Source organism: Brevundimonas sp. UBA7534 (genome assembly GCF_002479325.1).
Classification (GTDB): Bacteria; Pseudomonadota; Alphaproteobacteria; order Caulobacterales; family Caulobacteraceae; genus Brevundimonas.
In genome coordinates this window covers 1-19,829 of record NZ_DLMO01000009.1, presented here as the reverse complement: position 1 = coordinate 19,829, position 19,829 = coordinate 1, and the positions used below count along the sequence as shown (strand labels likewise).

General features: G+C 67.1%; 21 protein-coding genes. 6 read left to right on the top strand and 15 right to left on the bottom strand.

Going from position 1 to position 19,829, the window contains the following annotated elements:
- The coding region (locus B2U11_RS00605) for an ATP-dependent helicase (RefSeq protein WP_292069036.1) at positions 1-1,038 on the top strand (1,038 nt) is incomplete at its 5' end.
- A 6-nt stretch (positions 1,039-1,044) separates the two neighbouring features.
- Here the strand turns inward: B2U11_RS00605 and B2U11_RS00600 are convergent.
- Positions 1,045-3,090 carry an NAD(+) synthase gene (locus B2U11_RS00600; protein WP_292069035.1) on the bottom strand — a complete coding sequence of 682 codons (2,046 nt, stop codon included), beginning with the start codon at positions 3,088-3,090 and terminating at the stop codon, positions 1,045-1,047.
- Positions 3,091-3,286: 196 nt separating this feature from the next.
- Here B2U11_RS00600 and B2U11_RS00595 point away from each other — a divergent pair, with 196 nt between their 5' ends.
- Entirely contained in the window at positions 3,287-4,429 is a 1,143-nt protein-coding gene (locus B2U11_RS00595; protein WP_292069034.1) for a serine hydrolase domain-containing protein, read from the top strand.
- Between the two features lie 89 nt (positions 4,430-4,518).
- On the opposite strand, the gene B2U11_RS00590 is transcribed toward B2U11_RS00595, so the two are convergent.
- Positions 4,519-4,833: a YdeI/OmpD-associated family protein gene (locus B2U11_RS00590; protein ID WP_292069033.1), complete on the bottom strand. Its 315-nt coding sequence runs from the start codon at positions 4,831-4,833 to the stop codon at positions 4,519-4,521.
- A 330-nt stretch (positions 4,834-5,163) separates the two neighbouring features.
- On the opposite strand from B2U11_RS00590, the gene ftsY reads away from it, so the two are divergent.
- The 4 genes from ftsY to B2U11_RS00570 all read left to right on the top strand — a co-directional run bounded on the left by ftsY (position 5,164) and on the right by B2U11_RS00570 (position 8,825).
- A complete protein-coding gene (gene ftsY, locus B2U11_RS00585) occupies positions 5,164-6,099 on the top strand; it encodes a signal recognition particle-docking protein FtsY (RefSeq protein WP_292069032.1) in 936 nt (311 codons plus the stop codon).
- Positions 6,099-6,749, top strand: coding sequence for an inner membrane-spanning protein YciB (locus B2U11_RS00580; protein ID WP_292069031.1), 651 nt, complete (start codon positions 6,099-6,101; stop codon positions 6,747-6,749). Before ftsY ends, B2U11_RS00580 begins: the two co-directional genes overlap by 1 nt.
- A gap of 92 nt (positions 6,750-6,841) precedes the next feature.
- Positions 6,842-7,453: a MarR family winged helix-turn-helix transcriptional regulator gene (locus tag B2U11_RS00575; RefSeq protein WP_292069030.1), complete on the top strand. Its 612-nt coding sequence runs from the start codon at positions 6,842-6,844 to the stop codon at positions 7,451-7,453.
- A gap of 58 nt (positions 7,454-7,511) precedes the next feature.
- A complete protein-coding gene (locus B2U11_RS00570) occupies positions 7,512-8,825 on the top strand; it encodes a glycoside hydrolase 5 family protein (protein WP_292069029.1) in 1,314 nt (437 codons plus the stop codon).
- A 4-nt stretch (positions 8,826-8,829) separates the two neighbouring features.
- On the opposite strand, the gene lpdA is transcribed toward B2U11_RS00570, so the two are convergent.
- The 13 genes from lpdA to lptC all read right to left on the bottom strand — a co-directional run.
- Complete coding sequence (gene lpdA / locus B2U11_RS00565; protein ID WP_292069028.1) at positions 8,830-10,236, bottom strand: dihydrolipoyl dehydrogenase; 1,407 nt, start codon at positions 10,234-10,236, stop codon at positions 8,830-8,832.
- Complete coding sequence (locus tag B2U11_RS00560; RefSeq protein ID WP_292069026.1) at positions 10,236-10,715, bottom strand: glutathione peroxidase; 480 nt, start codon at positions 10,713-10,715, stop codon at positions 10,236-10,238. The genes lpdA and B2U11_RS00560 overlap by 1 nt, the downstream gene beginning before the upstream one ends.
- A gap of 149 nt (positions 10,716-10,864) precedes the next feature.
- Positions 10,865-12,151, bottom strand: a complete 1,287-nt coding sequence (locus tag B2U11_RS00555; protein ID WP_292069024.1) for a pyruvate dehydrogenase complex dihydrolipoamide acetyltransferase — start codon at positions 12,149-12,151, stop codon at positions 10,865-10,867.
- Positions 12,148-12,456, bottom strand: a complete 309-nt coding sequence (locus tag B2U11_RS00550) for a DUF5076 domain-containing protein (RefSeq protein ID WP_292069023.1) — start codon at positions 12,454-12,456, stop codon at positions 12,148-12,150. The genes B2U11_RS00555 and B2U11_RS00550 overlap by 4 nt, the downstream gene beginning before the upstream one ends.
- Positions 12,456-13,814: a pyruvate dehydrogenase complex E1 component subunit beta gene (locus B2U11_RS00545; RefSeq protein ID WP_292069021.1), complete on the bottom strand. Its 1,359-nt coding sequence runs from the start codon at positions 13,812-13,814 to the stop codon at positions 12,456-12,458. The genes B2U11_RS00550 and B2U11_RS00545 overlap by 1 nt, the downstream gene beginning before the upstream one ends.
- Before the next feature lie 3 nt (positions 13,815-13,817).
- Positions 13,818-14,846 carry a pyruvate dehydrogenase (acetyl-transferring) E1 component subunit alpha gene (pdhA, locus tag B2U11_RS00540; protein ID WP_292069019.1) on the bottom strand — a complete coding sequence of 343 codons (1,029 nt, stop codon included), beginning with the start codon at positions 14,844-14,846 and terminating at the stop codon, positions 13,818-13,820.
- A gap of 126 nt (positions 14,847-14,972) precedes the next feature.
- The gene (locus B2U11_RS00535; protein ID WP_292069049.1) at positions 14,973-15,293 is read right to left on the bottom strand and encodes an FtsB family cell division protein; all 321 of its coding nucleotides are present in this window, start codon (positions 15,291-15,293) and stop codon (positions 14,973-14,975) included.
- 202 nt (positions 15,294-15,495) lie between these two features.
- A complete protein-coding gene (eno, locus tag B2U11_RS00530) occupies positions 15,496-16,776 on the bottom strand; it encodes a phosphopyruvate hydratase (RefSeq protein ID WP_292069018.1) in 1,281 nt (426 codons plus the stop codon).
- A 123-nt stretch (positions 16,777-16,899) separates the two neighbouring features.
- Entirely contained in the window at positions 16,900-17,514 is a 615-nt protein-coding gene (locus tag B2U11_RS00525) for a hypothetical protein (RefSeq protein ID WP_292069017.1), read from the bottom strand.
- Positions 17,515-17,624: 110 nt separating this feature from the next.
- Complete coding sequence (gene rpmF / locus B2U11_RS00520; RefSeq protein WP_249750447.1) at positions 17,625-17,807, bottom strand: 50S ribosomal protein L32; 183 nt, start codon at positions 17,805-17,807, stop codon at positions 17,625-17,627.
- 134 nt (positions 17,808-17,941) lie between these two features.
- Positions 17,942-18,109 carry a DapH/DapD/GlmU-related protein gene (locus tag B2U11_RS00515; protein ID WP_292069047.1) on the bottom strand — a complete coding sequence of 56 codons (168 nt, stop codon included), beginning with the start codon at positions 18,107-18,109 and terminating at the stop codon, positions 17,942-17,944.
- A gap of 62 nt (positions 18,110-18,171) precedes the next feature.
- Positions 18,172-19,395 (bottom strand): LptA/OstA family protein, encoded by a 1,224-nt coding sequence (locus B2U11_RS00510; protein ID WP_292069013.1) that lies wholly within the window; start codon positions 19,393-19,395, stop codon positions 18,172-18,174.
- A partial coding sequence (gene lptC, locus B2U11_RS00505; RefSeq protein ID WP_292069012.1) for an LPS export ABC transporter periplasmic protein LptC occupies positions 19,392-19,829 on the bottom strand: 438 nt, incomplete at its 5' end. The genes lptC and B2U11_RS00510, both read right to left, overlap by 4 nt.

The window sequence follows — 19,829 nt, the reverse complement described above, 5'->3', positions numbered from 1 at the left end:
CCCAAGCGCGGCATCGGCGACACCTCGGTGCAGAAGATCCTGCACATCGCCCGCCAGCACGACCTGTCGGCCGTCACCGCCGTGCGCGGCCTGGTCAACACCGACGAGCTTCAGGCCCGCACCCGCACCGCCCTGTCCAACTTCCTGCGCGACCTGGACCGCTGGCGCGCCCTGGCCGAGACCACGCCCCACTGGCAGGTGATGGAAACGGTGCTGGAGGAAAGCGGCTACACCGACATGCAGAAGGCCGACCGCACCAGCGGCCAGACCCGACTGGAGAACCTGAAGGAACTGGTCCAGTCGATGCAGTCGTTCGACACCCTTCAGGCCTATCTGGAGCACGTCGCCCTGGTGATGGACCTGGATCGCGGCGCCGGCGACGACCCGAACGGCGACGGGGCGGTGCAGATCATGACCCTGCACGGCGCCAAGGGGCTGGAGTTCCCGCTGGTCTTCCTGCCCGGCTGGGAGGAAGGCGTCTTTCCCAGCCAGCGCAGCATCGACGAGAAGGGCGAAAAGGGCCTGGAGGAGGAACGCCGCCTGGCCTACGTCGGCGTCACCCGCGCCAAGCAGGACGCCCGCATCTCCTTTGCCGCCAATCGCCTGGTCTATGGCCGCTGGACATCGCAGCTGCCCAGTCGCTTCGTCGACGAACTGCCCATCGCCCACGTCGAGGCCCAGTCGGACACCGGCTACTACGGCGCCTCCGCCGGCATGAAGGAGGCCAAGTCGCGCTGGGACGACGCCCCGTCCTTCGGCAGCGGCTATTCCTCGCCCGGCTGGAAACGCGCCCAGAGCTTCACCGCCGCCCAGACGCCCCGTTCGATCCAGGCCCGCCACGCGGTGATCGAGGGCGACGGCCGCCTGGTCGCCACCGCCGACCCCAAGTCCGCCTCCGGCTGGAAGAAGGGCGAACGCGTCTTCCATCAGAAGTTCGGCTATGGCCACGTCCGCCTGATCGAGGGCAACAAGCTGCTGGTCGCCTTCGAAAAGGCCGGCGAGAAGCGCGTCATCGACAGTTTCGTGGAGAAGGCCTGACGTCCCTCAGTCCGGCACGTTCGCCTCCAGTTCGTCCAGCCACACCCGCGCCGCGCCGTCCGACGGCGCGCGCCAGTCGCCGCGGGGCGACAGCGAACCGCCCGTCACCACCTTCGGCCCGTTCGGCACGGCCGAGCGCTTGAACTGTGACGTCTGGAAGAAGCGCACCAGGAACTTCCTCAGCCACGCCTTGATGATCGGCAGCTCGAAGGTGATCTTTTCGTCGTCCGGCGTGCCGGCGGGCCAGTCGCCCCGCGCCGCATCGGCCCAGGCCTGCTCGGCCAGATAGGCGACCTTGGACGGCTTCAGCCCGAACCGGCTGATGTAGAACAGGAAGAAGTCGTTCAGCGCATAGGGCCCGACCGTGCTCTCGGTCGACTGGATCTTGCCGTCCGCGCCGGCCGGCACCAGTTCCGGCGAAATCTCCGTGTCCAGGATGGCGTGCAGCGTCGGCGTGGCCTCGCCCCCCACCAGTTCCTTGTCCGCCACCCAGCGGATCAGGTGCCGGATCAGCGTCTTCGCCACCCCGCCGTTGACGTTGTAGTGACTCATGTGGTCGCCGACGCCATAGGTGGACCACCCCAGCGCCAGTTCCGACAGGTCGCCCGTGCCCAGCACGAAGGCCCCGTTCTGGTTGGCCAGGCGGAACAGATAGTCCGTCCTCAGCCCCGCCTGCACGTTCTCGAAGGTGATGTCGTGAACCGGCTCGCCATTCGCGAAGGGATGGCCGATGTCCGTCAGCATCTGCTCGGCCGCCGGGCGGATGTCGATCTCGGCGCCCGTGACGCCCAGCGCCTTCATCAAGGCCCAGGCGTTCGACTTCGTGCCGTCCGACGTCGCGAACCCCGGCAGGGTGAAGCCCAGTATCCCCTCGCGCGGCAGGTCCAGCCGGTCGAAGGCGCGACAGGCCACCAGCAACGCCTGGGTCGAATCCAGCCCGCCCGACACGCCGATCACCAGCCGCTCGGACTTGGTCGCCGTCATCCGGCGCATCAGCCCCTGCACCTGGATGTTGAAGGCCTCGTAGCAGTCCTGGTCCAGGCGCGCCGGATCGTCGGGCACGAAGGGAAAGCGGTCGATCGGCCGGATCAGGTCGCTGGCGGTCCGGTCCTCGCGCGCGGTGAAGGGCACGACGGTCGCCGCCTCCCCCTCGACGCGCGCGCACTCGGAAAAGGTGCCGTTCCTCAGCCGCTCCAGCCCGATCCGGTCCACGTCCACGTCGGCCACGGTCAGGTGGTTTTCCAGGGCGAAGCGCTCGCCCTCGGCCAGCTTGGCCCCCATCTCGTGAATGGTCGCCTGCCCGTCCCAGGCCAGGTCGGTGGTGCTTTCGCCCCAGCCCGAAGCGGTGAAGACATAGGCCGACAGCGTCCGCGACGACTGGCTGGCGCACAGCATCGCCCGCTCGTCCGCCTTGCCGATCACGATGTTGGACGCCGACAGGTTGCAGAGGATCCGCGCCCCCGCCAGCGCCGCCCGCGTCGACGGCGGCAGCGGCGCCCAGAAGTCCTCGCAAATTTCCACCGCGAAGACGAAGCCCGGCCGGTTCACCGCCTCGAACACCAGGCCCGGCGCGAAATCGACCGTCTCGCCGTTCAGGACCAGCGCATCCTCGGTCCGCGCCGTCGCCGGGGCGAACCAGCGCTTCTCATAGTATTCGCGATAGTTCGGCAGATAGGTCTTGGGCACGACGCCCAGCACCTCGCCCCCGCCCAGCACCACGGCGCAGTTGAACAGGGCGTCGCCGCCCCGGATCGGCGCCCCGACGATGACGACGACGCCGTTGTCCTGGGTCGCGGCGGCCAGCACCGCGATCTGGCGCGCGACCTCGTCCAGCAGCGCCGCCTGCATGTGCAGGTCGTCGATCGCATAGGCCGACAGCGACAGCTCGGGAAACACCACCAGGTCGCACCCCTCGTCCCCCGCCTCCCGGATCAAGGCCAGATGCTCCGCCGCATTGGCGACCGGATCGCCCACATGGCTGACCGGCGTCGCCGCCGCCACCCGCACGAAGCCGTGCGTCCTGGGCGAATGGAAGGGATGGGTCTCGGCCATGGGCTCGTCCGCTGCTCCGGCGCGCGCCGGTCGGTCTCCGTATAGTCGGGAATGATGAACGACGGGAATCGTTCGTCCACACGGCCGCCGCGCGGACATTCCGAACGTCTGAAATGGGTGGAAAGCGGACCTTATCGCGGGGGACTTTTCGCATTGCCGAACCTTAACTTGATGGCGGTCGGATGAGACGACAAGGGTGCTCTCACGCGAGACGGTCGCGATTGAGGAATCTGTTGTGGTTCGGTTTACAGCCATCTTGGCCGCCGCCTTGTTAGCGGCCGCTACGGCGCAGGCGCGCCCCATTCAACGGGGTGTCGACGACGCTACCCTGTCGGCGCTGTCCGGTCTCGAGACGGCGGCACCACGGCTGCTTTCGAGCTTGAAGATTGCGAGCCTCTCCGTCGCGATCGTGGAACACGGGAAGATTGCTGAAGCCCACGCTTGGGGACAGGCGTCGCCTGGCCAACCCGCGACCATCGAAACCCTCTATAATGTCGCGTCCCTTGCGAAACCGGTGAGCGCCGAAGTGGCGATGCGCCTGGCGGCCCAGGACCGGATTTCGCTTGATGAGCCTATGTCATCGTATTGGTTGGATCCGGATGTCGCGGATGATCCTCGGTCGGCCCGACTGACGCCCCGGCTTGTGATGAGTCACAGGAGCGGATTGCCGAACTGGCGCCCGGAGGGGGGCGGCAAGCTCAGGTTCAGCAATGACCCCGGAGAAACCTTCGGATACTCCGGAGAGGGCTTTGAATGGCTGGCGCGATTCATCGAGGCGAAGACCGGCGAGCCCTTCGAAGATCTGGCTCAAACGCTCGTGTTCGAACCGAGCGGCATGCGCGACACAGCCTATACGAGACGCACGTGGATGGAGGGTCGTCTCGCCGTCCCCTACGACGCCGATCTCAACGTCCTGGCGCCGCAGGTGGCCGACCATTTCGTCGCGTCCGACGACCTGATTTCGACGCCCTCGGACTACGCTCGTTTCGTGGTCGGGATGCTTCAAAAGCAGGGCGTTACGCCCGATCTGTATCTGGAGAGGGAAAAGCTCCAGACTGTCCGTCGCACGCAAGCCTGTGCGGGAGGCGAGCCCGACTGTGCGGCCGAGGATGGATTCGGTTTAGGCTGGGAAACCTTTCTGATCGGCGGTCGGCGTTTCCTCATGCACACCGGCATGGACGACGGGACCTTCACCTTCGTGTACCTGGAACCTGAAACCGGCGCCGGCCTAGTGCTGTTCACCAACAGCAGCAATGGCTGGAAGGCTGTTCTTCCCGTCCTCGAACTGATCGGCGCAGATGCCGGATTCATCGCTCATCTTCGGAGCAGCGTTTCGTGAGGTTCATGAACGTCTCCTAGGGGTCGAAAGCGGCGATGGGCTTCCTGCCCAAACCCAGACATCGCGCGCCAGCCAAAAGCCGTAAGCGACTAACGCCCACCCTTCGCCTTGCCCTCGATCAGCACGGCCTGTTGCCAGGCGCTCGGCGCCTTGTCGGTGCGGTGGATGCAGCCGGGCCAGCAGCAGGGGCGTTTCTTGCCCTCGCGCAACTCCTCGGCGGTGCGCTCGATCCGGCGCTGGCGGGTCTTGGCCTGTTTGGCGTCGTCGACCCAGCAGATGAACTCGTTGCGGCCCAGCGGCGTCAGCCCGGTCCAAAGGTCCAGCAGCGCGGCGTCGGACCGGATCGCCGTCTCCAGGTCCGCTCCCGCCTCATGCACCACGCCCTGGGGAAATCCGTCCGCCATGCCGCCGCTCCGTTTCGCCTACGGCGGGGTCGCCGACGCCGATCATGCGCTCATACTCGCCGATTGCGATAGCCCGCGCCGGCCAGCGCGCGCATGGTTTCGACCTGAACCCTGACATTTCAAGCACCTGCGGGATCGGCGCCGCGATCTTCCCGCCTGAGCCGCCCGTCGCCCTACAGTTCCGGCTTCCTCGTCTTTCCCCGGAAGTTATCCACGATTTGGCACCATTCAGACTATTCACACGGTGTTTTTCCGGTGCGGCGTGCAGCGTCCGCCAAATGCGCCCGAATGCGGATGACGGGCCGCCTCGCCGCCGCTAAAGCCATAAGAATGACCGATACGCCGAAAAAGGGCTGGTTCCAGCGCCTGTCGCAGGGCCTGTCCCGCTCCTCCAAGCAGATGACCGACCAGGTCGTCGCCACCTTCGTCAAGGAGCCCCTGTCCGAGGCGTCCCTGGAGCAGTTGGAAGAACACCTGCTGGAAAGCGATCTGGGCCCGGCCGCCTCCGCCCGCATCGTGGAGCGGTTCCGCACGCTGAAGTTCGGCAAGGACGCGCCCGAGCGTGAGGTCAAGGAGGCGCTGGCCGAGGCCGTCGCCGCCGAACTGTCGCCGCGCCAGGCGACCTTCGACCCGCTGAGCGGACCCAAGCCCTATGTCGTCCTGTTCGTCGGGGTGAACGGTTCCGGCAAGACCACGACCCTGGGCAAGATCGCCGCCGACCTGACGGCCAAGGGCGCCAAGGTGATGATCGTCGCCGGCGACACCTTCCGCGCCGCCGCCCGCGAACAGTTGAAGGTCTGGGCCGAACGCGCCGACGCCCACTTCGAGGCGCGTCGTGACGGCGCCGACGCCGCTGGCCTGGCCTTCGACGCCTATCAGAAGGCCAGGCAAGAGGGCTTCGACGTGGTCCTCATCGACACCGCCGGGCGGCTGCAGAACAAGTCGGCCCTGATGGACGAACTGCTCAAGATCGTGCGGGTGCTGAAGAAGGTCGATCCGGACGCGCCGCACGACACCCTGCTGGTGCTGGACGCGACCGTGGGCCGAAACGCCCTGGCCCAGGAACAGATCTTCGGCCGCACCGCCTTCGTCACCGGCATCGTCATGACCAAGCTGGACGGCACCGCGCGCGGCGGCGTGCTTGTGCCCGTGGCCCAGGCGTCCGACGCGCCCCTGATGCTGATCGGCGTCGGCGAAGGGGTCGAGGACCTGCAGCCGTTCGACGCCCGCGCCTTCTCGCGCTCTTTGGTGGGACTGGAAGACTGATGGCCGACACGGGCGCCCCCGAGAAGAAGAACCGCCAGTGGATCCGCCAGGCCGTCGATTTCGGCGCCCTGGCCGCCTTCATGGCCAGCTACTTCATCACCCGCGACATGATCCTGGCGACCTGGGTGCTGGTCGGCGCCTCGGCCCTGGCCCTGGCGGTGGGCTTCGCGATCGAGCGGCGCTTCGCGCCCCTGCCGCTGATCACCGGCCTGTTCGCCCTGGTCTTCGGCCTCCTGACCGTCTTCACCCACGACGACCTGTTCGTGAAGCTGAAGCTGACCGTCCAGAACGGCCTGCTGGCCGTGGTCCTGCTGGGCTCGCTGCCGCTGAAGAAGTATCCGTTCAAGATGCTGCTGGGCTCGGCGATCCGGGTCAACGACGCCGCCTGGCGCACCCTGACCCTGCGCTATGGCCTCTATTTCCTGGCCGTGGCCATCCTGAACGAGGTGTTCCGCAGCCCGGCGGCCGTCACCGCCCTCTGGCACGCCTTCGGCTGGGCGACGCCCAATCCCAATGACGTCTGGACCAGCTTCCGCGGCGTCCTGTGGATCGCCGCCTCGGTGTTCGGCCTGTCGCAGGTGCCGCTCATCATGCGGAACATGATCAAGGACGAGGAGCCCGGCCCCGTCTCGCCCGATCCCGGTCTGTAAGGGGAACTGTCGCAGAACCGACGCAGTTTCCCCGTCAAACCGTAAAGCGTCGCTGATACGTGTTCGGACGAAACGGATCGGGGGATGGTGCAATGGTCAAGTCCGGTAAGGGTCCCAAGAAGGTCGGTCCGCTGGCGACCTCGCCCAGCCACCTGATGCACCGCGCCCTTCAGCTGGCGCTGGACATCTACGCCGAGGAAACCGGCCCCGACGGCCTGACCCAGCGCCAGTTCGCCGTTCTGGAGGCCGCCTCGCTCAAGGCCGGCCTTACCCAGACCGAGCTGGTCCGCATGACCGGCATCGACCGTTCGACCCTGGCCGACCTGGTCACGCGCATGACCGCCAAGGGCCTGTTGGAGCGCGAACGCTCCACCCTCGACGCCCGCGCCAAGGCCGTGCGCCTGTCGACAGAGGGCGCGGCCCGGCTGGAGGCCGCCCGCCCCCGGGTCGAGGCCGCCGACAAGCGGATCATGGGCCTGCTGCCCAAGGGCCAGCGCGACGCCTTCCTGAACCAGCTGGCCGAGCTGGCCGCCGCCGCCGACGCCGCCCCCGACGCCGCCAAGGCCGAGGCCAAGGCGCTGAAGAAGGCTCAGAAGCTGGCCGAGAAGGAGGCCCGCAAGGCCGAGAAAGCAATCCGCAAGGCCCAGCCCAAGCGTCCCAGGGTCGACAAGCCCAAGAAGCCCAAGGCCGCCCAGGCCGCCTGACGACTCGACGGCGCCCCGCCCATCGGCCACCCTGCCCCCTGATCGACCGGGAGGCCTCATGTTCACCAGGCGCAACGCCCTCGCCGCCCTGGGCGCCGCCGCCCTCCTGCCCGCCCGCGCCGGCGCCGCCTCCGCCTTCGTCACCCGCGAGGTCGACCAACTGATGCTGGGCGGCCGCCCCTACCGTTTCGCCGGCGCCAACGTCTGGTACGCCGCCTGGCTGGGGATGGCCGGCCCTGGCGGCGATCGCGCCCGCCTGGCGCGCGAGCTGGATACGCTGGCCGGGGACGGCGTGACGAACCTGCGCCTGGCCGCCTCCGCCGAGCTGTCGCCTCTGCGAAACTCTGTCCGCCCCGCCTTCCGCGACCGCGACGGCTACAACGAGGCGCTGCTCGTCGGCCTCGACCACACGCTGGCGGAAATGGCCCGGCGCGGGATGAAAGCGGTCCTTTACCTGACCAACTTCTGGGAGTGGTCGGGGGGCATGATGACCTACCTGTCCTGGGTCAACGGCGGTCGCTATCTGAACATGAACGACCCGGCCCATCCCTGGCCGGCTTTCGCCGACTTCAACGCCGACTTCTATCGTAGCAGCGAGGCCGTCGCCCTCTATCACGACTATGTCCGGGCCGTGATCGGGCGCGTCAACACCGTCACCGGTCGCGCCTACGCCGAGGACCCGACCATCATGGCCTGGCAACTGGCCAATGAGCCCCGCGCCGCCGGCGACGAGGACAGGGTCCGCGACAACCAGCCCGCCTTCCAGGCCTGGGTCTCAGGCACGGCGCGGCTGATCAAGACCCTGGCGCCGCGTCATCTGGTCTCCACCGGCAGCGAGGGGCTGATGGGCTCGGCCGGCAGTCGCCAGATCGTGCTCGCCACCCACCGCTCCGCCGACATCGACTACCTGACCGCCCATATCTGGCCGGGCAACTGGGGCTGGCTGAAGCTCGACGACATGGCTGCGACCGACGCCGAGGCGCGGCGGTTGGCGCGCGACTACATCGACCAGCACGTCGCCCTGGCCGAACAGCTGGGCAAGCCGCTGGTTATCGAGGAGTTCGGCTATCCGCGCGACGGCAACCGCTACGAGCCCGAGGCTCCGACCACCTATCGTCAGGGCTTCTACCGCGACGTCCACGCCGCCGTCCTGGAAAGCGCCAGGGCCGGCGGGCCGCTGGTTGGGTCGAACTTCTGGGCCTGGAGCGGCGAAGGCCGGCCGCGCCACGCCGACCGTCGCTTCCAGGCCGGCGACGACGCCTGGCTGGGCGACCCGCCGCACGAGCCGCAAGGCTGGTACGGCGTCTTCGACACCGATCAGGACCTGCGCGCCGAGGTCCGCGCCCACGCGGCCGCCCTGGCCGCGCTCTGACGCCTCAGAGGTGCAGCGTGCGGCCGTAGGCGTCCAGCGCCGCCTCGTGCATGGCTTCGCTCATCGTCGGGTGCGGATAGACGATGCCGTGGATATCTTCCTCGGTCGCCTCCATGGTGATGGCGGTGACATAGCCCTGGATCATCTCGGTGACTTCGTGGCCCATCATGTGGGCGCCGATCAGCGCGCCGGTCTTGGCGTCGAAGATCACCTTGACGAAGCCGTCCGGCTCACCGGCCGCCACGGCCTTGCCGTTCACGCGGAAGGGGAAGCGGCCGACCTTGACCTCACGCTTGGCTTCGCGGGCGGCCTGTTCGGTCACGCCGACCGAGGCGACCTGCGGCTGGGCGTAGGTGCAGCCGGCGATGGGCGAATGAACGTTCGGCGTCTTGTAGCCCGCGATATGTTCGGCGGCGTGGATGCCTTCGTGCGACGCCTTGTGCGCCAGCCACGGCGCGCCGGCGCAATCGCCGATGGCGTACAGGCCCTTCACGTTCGTCAGACAATGACTGTCGGTCTTGATATGGCCACGGTCCAGTTCGACGCCCAGCGTCTCCAGGCCAATGCCGTCGGTGTTTGCGGTGATGCCGACCGCGGAGATGCAGACCTCGGCTTCCACCGTTTCGGCCTTGCCGCCGACCTCGATATCCACCTTCACGCCTGCGCCGGTCTTGGTGACCTTCGTCACCTTGGCGCCGACCTTGAACTTGATGCCGCGCTTCTCGAACGACTTCTGAGCCGCCTTGGAGACCTCTTCGTCCTCTACCGGCATAATGCGGTCGACCGCCTCGACGACCGTCACCTCGGCGCCCAGCGCGCGATAGAAGCTGGCGAATTCGATGCCGATGGCGCCCGAGCCGATGACCACAAAGGTCTTGGGCAGCTTCTTCGGCGCCAGGGCGTCGCGGTAGGCCCAGATCTTGTCGCCGTCGGCCTCCAGCCCGATCTGCGGCAGGGCGCGGGCGCGGGCGCCGACGGCCAGCATGACCGCCTTGGCCTCGACCGTGCGCGATCCGCCGCCCTTCAGCGCGACGACCACCTTCGGCGCCGCGGCGCCCTTTTCCAGCTTGGCGGAGCCCTCGATCACCTCGATCTTGTTCTTCTTCATCAGGAAAGCGACGCCCTTGTTCATCGTCGCCGCGACGCCGCGCGAGCGCTGGATGATGGCGTCGAAGTCGAACGAGGCGCCGGACGCCGACAGGCCGTAGTCCTTCAGGTGGGACAGGCTCTCGAACTTTTCGCCGGACTTCAGCAGGGCCTTGGTCGGGATACAGCCCCAGTTCAGGCAGATGCCGCCCAGGTTCTCGCGCTCGACGATGGCGACCTTCTGGCCCAATTGGCTGGCGCGAATGGCCGCGACGTAACCGCCGGGGCCCGAGCCGATGACGACGAGATCGAATTCAGCAGCCATTAGATCAACTTCTCGATGTCGGCCTGGATGGCCGCGGGTTCAGTCTGAGGCGAATAGCGCGCGACGACGCGGCCTTCGCGGTCGGTCAGGAACTTGGTGAAGTTCCACTTGATGGCCTGGGAGCCCAGGAAGCCGCGCTTCTGCTTGGTCAGCCAGGCGTAAAGGGGATGCCGGTTCGGCCCGTTGACCTCCACCTTGTCGAACAGGGGAAAGGTCACGTCGAAGCTGGTGGCGCAGAAGGCGGCGATCTCCGCCGCCCGTCCGGGTTCCTGATTGCCGAACTGGTTGCAGGGAAAGCCCAACACCTCGAACGGCTTGTCGGCGAAGGTGCGGTGCAGCTTTTCCAGCCCATCGTATTGGCCGGTGAAGCCGCACTTGGACGCCGTATTGACGATCAGCAGCGCCTGGCCACGCCAGCGGTCCAGCGAGACCTCCGCGCCGTCGATGGCCTTCGCACTGAAGTCGTAGACCGAGGTCAATCCAGAGCTCCGTCACCCTCGGGCTTGTCCCGAGGGCCCATGGTTGAGGCGTCACGGATGACGCCGGCAATATAGGGCGCCCGCCCCATCGGTCCGAACCTCGGCACGATGGGCCCTCGGGACAAGCCCGAGGGTGACGGCTTGGCGGATTACGCCAGCATCGCGACGGGATCTTCAATCAGCGGCTTGAACGCCTGCAGGAAGCGGGCGCCCGTCGCGCCGTCGACCACGCGGTGATCGCACGTCAGCGTCACGGTCATGACGGTGGCGGGCACGATCTGACCGTCCTTGACGACCGGACGCTGCTCGCCCGCGCCCACGCTCATGATGCAGCCCTGCGGCTCATTGATGATCGAGGTGAACTGCTTGATGCCGAACATGCCCAGGTTGGACACCGAGAAGGTGCCGCCCTGGAACTCTTCCGGCTTCAGCTTGCGCTCGCGGGCGCGCTTGGCCAGATCCTTGGACTCGGTCGCGATCTGCGCCAGGCCCTTGGTTTCGGTCTTCTTGATGATCGGGGTGATCAGGCCGCCGTCGATCGCCACCGCCATGGAGACGTCGGCGTTGTGGTGCATGGCGATGCCTTCGGGCGTGTAGGAGGCGTTCGCCTCCGGCACCATCTTCAGGGCCAGAGCGGCGGCCTTGATGACGAAGTCATTGACCGAGACCTTGATGCCCTGCGGCTCCAGCATCTTGTTGACCTTGGCGCGCACGGCCATCAGCTGGTCGATCTCGCAGTCGATGAACAGCGGGAAGTGCGGTACGTTCTGCACGCTGTCGACCATGCGACGCGCCACGGCCTTCTTCATGCCGTCCAGCGGGATCAGGTCGTAGCTGCCGTCCGGGATGCCCATCTGCGCCAGCGACTGGGCCTTGCGCGGCTCCGCGGCGGCGGACGTCGCGGCGACCGCGGCGGCCGGTTGAGCTCCGCCCTTCGGGGCCCCTTCCACGTCACGCTTGACGATACGGCCGTGCGGGCCGGTGCCCTTGATCGACTTCAGGTCCACACCGTTCTGGGCGGCGATGCGACGTGCCAGCGGCGAGGCGAAGATGCGCTCGCCGCCATCTGACTTGGGCGCCGCCGGAGCGGGAGCCGGGGCCGCCGGTGCGGCGTCCTTGGCGGCAGCCGGCGCGGCCTCCGCCTTGGCGGCGTCTTCAGTCTTGGCGGGTGAAGCCGCCTTGGGGGCGGGCGCAGCGTCATCGCCGGCCAGACGCGCGATGGGCGTGTTGACCTTCACGTTCTCGGTCCCTTCCGGAACCAGGATTTCCAGGACTTCGCCCTCGTCGACGGCCTCGACCTCCATCGTGGCCTTGTCGGTCTCGATCTCGGCGATCACGTCGCCAGCCGAGACGGTGTCTCCGACCTTGACGTGCCACTTGGCCAAGACGCCCTCTTCCATCGTCGGAGACAGCGCCGGCATCAGGATATCGGTCATTGGGCAGTAGCTCCTTCAGCGGACGCCGCGGCGCGAGCGTGGGCGGTGCTCCAGCTGTCGCAGATGGCCTTGAACGCCGTCGCCTGATCCAGCCCGCGATGCTCCGCATAGGCGTGGGAATAATGCCAGGCCAGTTCGGCCAGTACGATTCCGACGGCGCCCGGCTCGGCCAGGGCCGGACGGATGTTCATCCGCGGACCGTTTCCGTTCCACCATACGCGCGCCAGCTCGATAACCTGATCCTCGGGCGCATCGAGTCCGTCTGGGATCGGCAGGGCGCGGTCTTCCAGGGCCTTGGCCTCCATCACGCCATCACCTGCTTCACGGCCGCGACGATCTTGTCGGCGCCCGGCAGCGACAAGGCCTCCAGATTGGCGGCGTAGGGCAGCGGCACATCTTCCTGATGCACCCGCAGCGGGGGAGCATCCAGATAGTCGAAGGCGTGCTCGATCACCCGAGCCACGACCTCGGCGCCGACGCCCATTGGACCCCAGCCTTCCTCGGCAGAGACCAGACGGTTGGTCTTCTTGACGCTTTCGACGATGGTCTCGTGGTCCAGCGGGCGCAGGGTCCGCAGGTCCACCACCTCGGCCTCGATGCCTTCCTCGGCCAGCTTCTCGGCGGCCTGGAGGGCGAAGCCGACCATGCGGCTGTGGCAGGTGATGGTGACGTCCTTGCCTTCGCGACGGACCTTGGCCTTGCCGATCGGCAGGACGTAGTCCTCGACCTCCGGCACGTCGAACTCCAGCCCGTACATCATCTCGTGCTCGAGGAAGACGACGGGGTTCGGGTCGCGGATGGCGGCCTTGAGCAGGCCCTTGGCGTCGGCGGCGTCATACGGCGCGATGACCTTCAGACCCGGCACCTGGGCGTACCAGGCCGAATAGTCCTGGCTGTGCTGGGCCGCCACGCGGCTGGCCGCGCCGTTCGGACCCCGAAACACGATGGGCGCCTTGATCTGACCGCCCGACATATACAGCGTCTTGGCGGCCGAGTTGATGATGTGGTCGATCGCCTGCATGGCGAAGTTGAACGTCATGAACTCCACGATGGGCTTCAGGCCCGCCATGGCCGCGCCGACGCCCAGGCCGGCGAAGCCGTGCTCGGTGATCGGGGTGTCGACGACACGCTGGTCGCCGAACTCCTGCAGCAGTTCGCGGCTGACCTTGTACGCGCCTTGATACTGGGCGACTTCCTCGCCGATCAGGAAGACCTTGTCGTCGCGACGCATCTCTTCGGCCATGGCGTCGCGCAGGGCGTCGCGGATGGTGGTCTTCACCAGCTTGGCGTCGGACGGGATTTCCGGGTCTTTCAACTCGGTCTTGGGCTTGACCGGGGCGTCGGCCGCCGCGCCTGCGGCGGCGGGGGCCGGAGCGGCTTCAGCCTTCGGCGCGTCGGCCTTGGGCGCGGGAGCGGCGCCGGCATCGTCGCCGGACAGGCGTGCGATAGGCGTGTTGACTTTCACGTTCTCGGAGCCTTCCGGCACCAGGATCTCGAGGACTTCGCCCTCGTCCACGGCCTCGACCTCCATCGTGGCCTTGTCGGTTTCGATCTCGGCGATCACCTGGCCGGCCGACACGGTGTCGCCCGCCTTGATGTGCCACTTGGTCAGCGTGCCCTCTTCCATCGTGGGGGACAGCGCCGGCATCAGAATGTCGGTCACGGATCAGGCCTCCACGTAGACGTCGGTGTAGAGCTCGGACGGATCGGGCTCCGGGCTCTCTTGAGCAAATTGAACAGCTTCGGCGACGATCGCCTTGATTTCGTTGTCGATCGCCTTCAGCTCATCCTCGGTCGCCTTGGCGGCCTGGAGCAGCATCTTGACGTGATCGATGGGGTCACGGGTCTTCTTGACCTCGTCCACTTCCTCCTTGGTCCGGTACTTGGCCGGGTCGGACATGGAGTGGCCACGATAGCGGTAGGTCTTCACTTCCAGGATGTAGGGGCCTTCGCCGGCGCGGGCGCGCTCGACCGCCTTCTTGACCGCGTCGCGCACGGCCAGAACGTCCATGCCGTCCACCTGCTCGCCCGGGATGCCGAAGCTGGCACCCCGCTGGCTGAGCTGGGTCGTCGCCGACGAGCGTTCGATGCTCGTGCCCATGGCGTACTGGTTGTTCTCGATGATGTAGATGGCCGGCAGCTTCCACAGCTGGGCCATGTTGAAGCTCTCGTAGACCTGGCCCTGGTTGGCCGCGCCGTCGCCGAAATAGACGAAGGCGACCGAGTCATCGCCGCGGTACTTGCCGGCGAAGGCCAGGCCGGTGCCCAGCGCCACCTGGGCGCCGACGATGCCGTGACCGCCGTAGAAGCCGGTCGGCACGTCGAACATGTGCATCGAGCCGCCCTTGCCCTTGGACGAGCCGCCGATGCGGCCGGTCAGCTCGGCCATCACTTCCTTGGGGTCCATGCCTGCGGCCAGCATGTGGCCGTGGTCGCGGTAGCCTGTGATGATTTTGTCGTGGCCCTGTTTGACGCTCTCCTGAACGCCGACGGCCACGGCTTCCTGGCCGATGTACAGGTGGCAGAAGCCGCCGATCAGGCCCATGCCGTACAGCTGGCCCGCCCGCTCCTCGAAGCGGCGGATCAGAACCATCTCGCGATAGAAGCGAAGGAGGTCTTCCTTTGACGCGGAAGGAGCGTTCGGAATCTTGTCAGACGCGGTGTTCTGAGCGGTCTTGGCTGGGGCTTTCGCCATCCGGCATCTCCCGGCTTGGGCCCCGGGAACCGAAGCCTACTTATCGTTACGGAAGGCGGCTTTAGCAGCCTTCGTTCCCGAAACGCAAAGCGGCCCCGTCAAGCTGTAACAATAGTTCAAGACGCGTCAGGAATGCGCCGAATGCACCGCTTGAGAGGCCGTCTCGCTCGAGACCCGGATCACATAGTCTCGCGGATCGGAAAAGCCCAGCACGGCGCGGGCGCGTTCTTCCAGCAGGTCTTTGGAAAGGCTGTCGGCGCGGAGATAGCGCACGCGCGTCTCTAGGTCGCGACGTTGCTCGCTGAGCGCGGCCAACTCGGTCTCTCTCTGCGTCAACAAGTCATCGCGAGCGCGACCGCTCAGCAGACCACGCTCTCCCGTCAGCGCCTGTACGCCCAGATAGGCGACAAGCAGCAGCAGCACGAGCGACACACGATAAGGCTTCATCCGTTCCGGCAACACCAACGCTCCTTCTGAGCGCGAGAAACACAGTTTTCAAACTGTGCCCTTGAATGCCTAACGAATCGTAGCTTGGCCGTAAGATTCGACCGCCTCGCCGTTGAAGAATTTGAGGGAATCGGGTTCTGCGGCCGAACGCCTCTGGCCGAACCATCGACGGGCGCGGCGCGCCCGTCGATCCCGGATCCGCTTAGCGGCTCAGCAGCATGCCGTCGCCGAAATAGACGCCCTGATCGCCCAGCATTTCTTCCAGGCGCAGAAGTTGGTTGTACTTCGCCACCCGGTCCGAACGCGCCAGCGAACCGGTCTTGATCTGACCGCAGTTGGTGGCCACCGCCAGGTCGGCGATGGTCGAGTCCTCTGTTTCGCCCGAGCGGTGGCTCATGACGGCGGTGTAGCCGGCGCGGTGGGCCATATCGACCGCGTCCAGCGTCTCGGACAGGGTGCCGATCTGGTTGACCTTGATCAGGATCGAGTTGGCCAGACCCTCGCCGATGCCGGCGGCCAGGCGGGCGGGATTGGTCACGAACAGGTCGTCGCCGACCAGTTGGACCCGGTCGCCCAACCGTTCGGTCAGCAGGCGCCAGCCGTCGAAGTCATCCTCGGCGCAGCCGTCCTCGATCGAGACGATGGGGAAGCGCTCAACCAGATCGGCCAGGTAACCGACCATGCCGTCGGCGTCGACGGTCTTGCCCTCGCCCGCCATCACATACTTGCCGTCCTTGAAGAATTCGGTCGAGGCGACGTCCAGGCCCAGGTGGAAGTCCTCACCCGCCAGATAGCCGGCCGCCTGGCCGGCCTTGGTGATGAAGGTCAGCGCCTCTTCGGCCGAGGCCAGGTTGGGGGCGAAGCCGCCCTCGTCGCCGACGTTGGTGTTGTGGCCGGCGTCCTTCAACTGCTTCTTCAGGGCGTGGAAGATTTCGGTTCCCATGCGAAGCGCGTCGGTGAAGGTCTCCGCGCCCGTGGGCAGGATCATGAATTCCTGAATGTCGATCGGATTGTCGGCGTGCGCGCCGCCGTTGATGATGTTCATCATCGGGGTCGGCAGGACGCGCGCCGAGACGCCGCCCAGATAGCGATAAAGCGGCAGGCCGGCGGAGATGGCGCTGGCCTTGGCGACGGCCAGCGACACGCCCAGGATCGCATTGGCGCCCAAGCGCGCCTTGTTGGGCGTACCGTCCAGCGCGATCATCGCCTCGTCGATACGGCGCTGATCCTCGGCGTCCATGCCGGACAGGGCGTCGAAGATCTCTCCGTTGACGGCGTCGACCGCCTTCTGGACGCCCTTGCCGCCCCACAGGGCCTTGTCGCCGTCGCGCAGCTCCACCGCCTCATGCGCGCCGGTCGAGGCGCCGGACGGCACGGAAGCGCGGCCGAAGGAACCGTCGTCCAGCACCACATCCACCTCCACCGTCGGGTTGCCCCGGCTGTCGAGGATCTGGCGGGCGACGATGTCGGCGATGTCGGTCATGGCTTGGCTCTCTGGCTCAGGCGGGAGGATGGTCACGGCGGTTTAGACGGCCCGCCGCCAAACGCCAATCCTGAGCGGTATTCACGCCAGGGCCAAGCCCGTGCGTGCGCGGAGTCGGCCGAACTAGGCGCAACCCTCGACCAGTTGGATCGACGGATCGCCGGCGTGGATCATCTTGACCTTGCCGTCCGAACCGACCTCGTAGCGAACGCCGCGCGCCGTGGCGTCGGTCACGTACCGGCTCGACCCGCCCTTGGTCCAGGCGAACAGGTCCTCGGCTGGCGCAGCCTCGTATTTGTGCGGCTGGGCGATCAGCGTGGCGCCATAGGCCTGCTTCACTGCGGCCGCCTGATCGCCGACTGCGATCCCACGATCCGTCTTTACAGCAGCATCGCGCATCAGGGTGATTCGGGTCAGCACGCCGTTCTGGACCATCACGTTGACGCCTTGCGGCGCCTTGGCCGGATGGAACTCGTCGCAGGCCTGGGGATCGGCGCCGCCGACCAAGCCAGGGTTCGCATCAGCGCCCCAGGCGGCGGTAAGCTCGGCCAAGGTCATGCCGATGCGCGCCTGTCCCAGACCTTCCGCAGTCAGGGCGTTTTCAGCCGCCGGCTGGGCGACGGGGGCGGGAGCCTGTGTCGTCGACTCCGGAGAGGGCGCAGGTGCTGCAGGCTGCGAACGGTCGCAGGCCGCGAGGGTCAACAGGGCCAAGGCGCTTGCGGCGGCGAAACGGATCATGGGCGGCGTTCTCCAATCGGACATGCCGCCCCAAACGCACGAAAACGGCGCGCGGATCACCGCGCGCCGTCAAAATCATCGTCCGGCCGAAGCCGAGAACCTCGAAAGACCTAGTCTTCCTTCGGCGTCAGGACCTGACGGCCGCGATAGGTGCCGGTCTTCAGGTCGATGTGGTGCGGGCGCTTCAGCTCGCCGGTGTCCTTGTCCTCGACATAGACGTTCGAGGACAGGGCGTCGTGGGCGCGGCGCATGTTGCGACGCGAGGGAGATACTTTGCGCTTCGGAACGGCCATGTCCGTCTCAATCTTCTTGGTCGGGCGCCGCCCAGAGCCGAAGCCTGTCAGGCGCGAAAACAATAGCGGCGGCCCGATAGAGCCGCCACGCGAGGCGCGGCTTATGCATGAACCGCGCGACGATTTCAAGGCGTTTAAGCAGGCGTGAGACGCCGGACGATCTTCGCGGGATTGCCGACCACGACGACGTCGGACGGCACGTCCCGCGTCACCACCGCGCCAGCCCCGATGACCGAGCGGTCCCCGACCGTAACGCCGGCCAGAACGATGGCGCCGCCGCCAATCCACACGTCGTCGCCGATGACGATCGGCCGCGCGGTCTCCTCGCCGCGCCGCGCGATCGCATCCAGCGGATGCTCGGGCGTCAGGAGCTGGACGCCAGGCCCGGCCTGAAAATTGTCGCCGATGCGGATTTCCGCGCAGTCCAGGAAGACGCAGTTGGCGTTGGCGAAGGCGTTGGCCCCCAGATGGATGTTGACGCCATAGTCGCAGAAGAAGCCGGGCATGATCGTCGCCATGCCGTCCGCCGCATTGACCAGTTCATTGACCAAGACGCGACGCCGGTCGCGGTCGCGTGGGCGACCCAGGCAGGCGAAACGCGGCGGCCGATGATCCGCTCGCCAGCATCGGTCTGGAGCCGATAGACGCGGGTGGATTCGTTCGGCAACCGCTTCCAGATAGGCAACAGGAGACCTGTCACCATATGCAGGGTGCTGTCGGAAAACTCCGGCACCTCGGCAATCTCGGCATTCCAGGCAGAGGCGAAGGCGTCCCGGTCGGCTTCGACCCAATGGGTCTCGGGCATGGTCTTGACCGGGATGTTGTGCGCTTCAATCGGCCGGATCAGCCGGACACGGCGCTCGATCTCGCCATCGTCCAGCATGACGCTGGTGGTCGGAACCTGCACGGCGGCGCGGCCCGACCGCTCGTTGACCAACAGGACCGCGCGCGGATCGTCCAGGTTGCCTATGGCCTCCGCCAGCGTGACCGGATGGTTGCGCTTGCGCTCGGTGATGGTCAGCAGGCGGGTCTGGGCGCCGGTGCGCGGGTGCGTATAGATCGTCTGGCGGTCGGTGACGACAAAGCTCTCCGCTCGCAGCGTCTCCAGCCCGGCGTCATAGGTGCCCGACGCGATGGCGCCCTCGATGCGCGCCGTCTCGGTGCGGACGTTGTAGACGAGGCGGCTGCCGGTCAGCACGCTCTTGCCCTGGGTCAAGATCACGTCGCCGGTCACCACGACGTTGCCGTCGTTCAGGGTGTAGACCGCGCGGTCGCCCTTCATGCTCTGGTCCGGGGTGACGAAGTAGACGCCGCCGGTGGCCTCGATGCGGTTCAGGTCGCCATTGGACGTAAAGCCCCGGATCGCGTCGGCGCGCAGGCGGTTGCCGCCCTGCGTCACCTCGGCCCGGCCGCGCAGCGAGAAGCCGTCGGGCGTGTATTCGCCGCTGTCGGCGCCGTACTGGACCGGCTGACGGCTGGCGTCGCCGCGACCGGCGGCCGCGTTCTGGGCCCCCGAAACGGCGGGCAGCATCAGGGCGGTCAGCAGGGCGGCGCCCGCGATCGTCAGCTTGGACTTGGACAGTTTCATCGGTCGGCTCCGGCGGGATTGATCGTCCCGGTTACCTTGTTTTCGCCCTGGCCGTTGAAGACGACCCTCTGGCCCTGATCATAGATCGCATAAGACGAAGCATCGATGCTTCCAAGGGGGCCGCGACCCTGCACCCCCTTGTCGCCGGTGACGACGCCGGTGTCGGTGTCCACCACGGCTTCGGGCGTGGTCAGCTCCCAGCCCGTGCCGCCATCGGAAATCTTCACGTTCGGGCCGATGACGACCTTGCGCTGGGCTTCCAGATAGGTCCCGCCGTCGGCGCTCAGTTCCGTCGTCTTGCGCGCGCCCAGGTTCAGCCTCAGCAGGGGGCCGACCAGGCGGAAATGGCCGGTCGCCGGGTCGCGCACCGCGCCCTGGGCGCCGATGACGAAGGAGCGTCCCTGCGCGTCCTGGCCGTGGAACATCGGATTGTC

What these genes read in the sequence shown, in the direction of transcription:
- B2U11_RS00600 (WP_292069035.1), bottom strand. Translation starts at nt 3,090, where the DNA reads ATGGCCGAGACCCATCCCTTCCATTCGCCCAGGACGCACGGCTTCGTG.
- B2U11_RS00590 (WP_292069033.1), bottom strand. Translation starts at nt 4,833, where the DNA reads ATGGCGGACGGATTTCCCCAGGGCGTGGTGCATGAGGCGGGAGCGGAC.
- ftsY (WP_292069032.1), top strand. Translation starts at nt 5,164, where the DNA reads ATGACCGATACGCCGAAAAAGGGCTGGTTCCAGCGCCTGTCGCAGGGC.
- B2U11_RS00580 (WP_292069031.1), top strand. Translation starts at nt 6,099, where the DNA reads ATGGCCGACACGGGCGCCCCCGAGAAGAAGAACCGCCAGTGGATCCGC.
- B2U11_RS00575 (WP_292069030.1), top strand. Translation starts at nt 6,842, where the DNA reads ATGGTCAAGTCCGGTAAGGGTCCCAAGAAGGTCGGTCCGCTGGCGACC.
- B2U11_RS00570 (WP_292069029.1), top strand. Translation starts at nt 7,512, where the DNA reads ATGTTCACCAGGCGCAACGCCCTCGCCGCCCTGGGCGCCGCCGCCCTC.
- lpdA (WP_292069028.1), bottom strand. Translation starts at nt 10,236, where the DNA reads ATGGCTGCTGAATTCGATCTCGTCGTCATCGGCTCGGGCCCCGGCGGT.
- B2U11_RS00555 (WP_292069024.1), bottom strand. Translation starts at nt 12,151, where the DNA reads ATGACCGATATCCTGATGCCGGCGCTGTCTCCGACGATGGAAGAGGGC.
- B2U11_RS00550 (WP_292069023.1), bottom strand. Translation starts at nt 12,456, where the DNA reads ATGGAGGCCAAGGCCCTGGAAGACCGCGCCCTGCCGATCCCAGACGGA.
- pdhA (WP_292069019.1), bottom strand. Translation starts at nt 14,846, where the DNA reads ATGGCGAAAGCCCCAGCCAAGACCGCTCAGAACACCGCGTCTGACAAG.
- B2U11_RS00535 (WP_292069049.1), bottom strand. Translation starts at nt 15,293, where the DNA reads ATGAAGCCTTATCGTGTGTCGCTCGTGCTGCTGCTGCTTGTCGCCTAT.
- eno (WP_292069018.1), bottom strand. Translation starts at nt 16,776, where the DNA reads ATGACCGACATCGCCGACATCGTCGCCCGCCAGATCCTCGACAGCCGG.
- B2U11_RS00525 (WP_292069017.1), bottom strand. Translation starts at nt 17,514, where the DNA reads ATGATCCGTTTCGCCGCCGCAAGCGCCTTGGCCCTGTTGACCCTCGCG.
- rpmF (WP_249750447.1), bottom strand. Translation starts at nt 17,807, where the DNA reads ATGGCCGTTCCGAAGCGCAAAGTATCTCCCTCGCGTCGCAACATGCGC.
- B2U11_RS00510 (WP_292069013.1), bottom strand. Translation starts at nt 19,395, where the DNA reads ATGAAACTGTCCAAGTCCAAGCTGACGATCGCGGGCGCCGCCCTGCTG.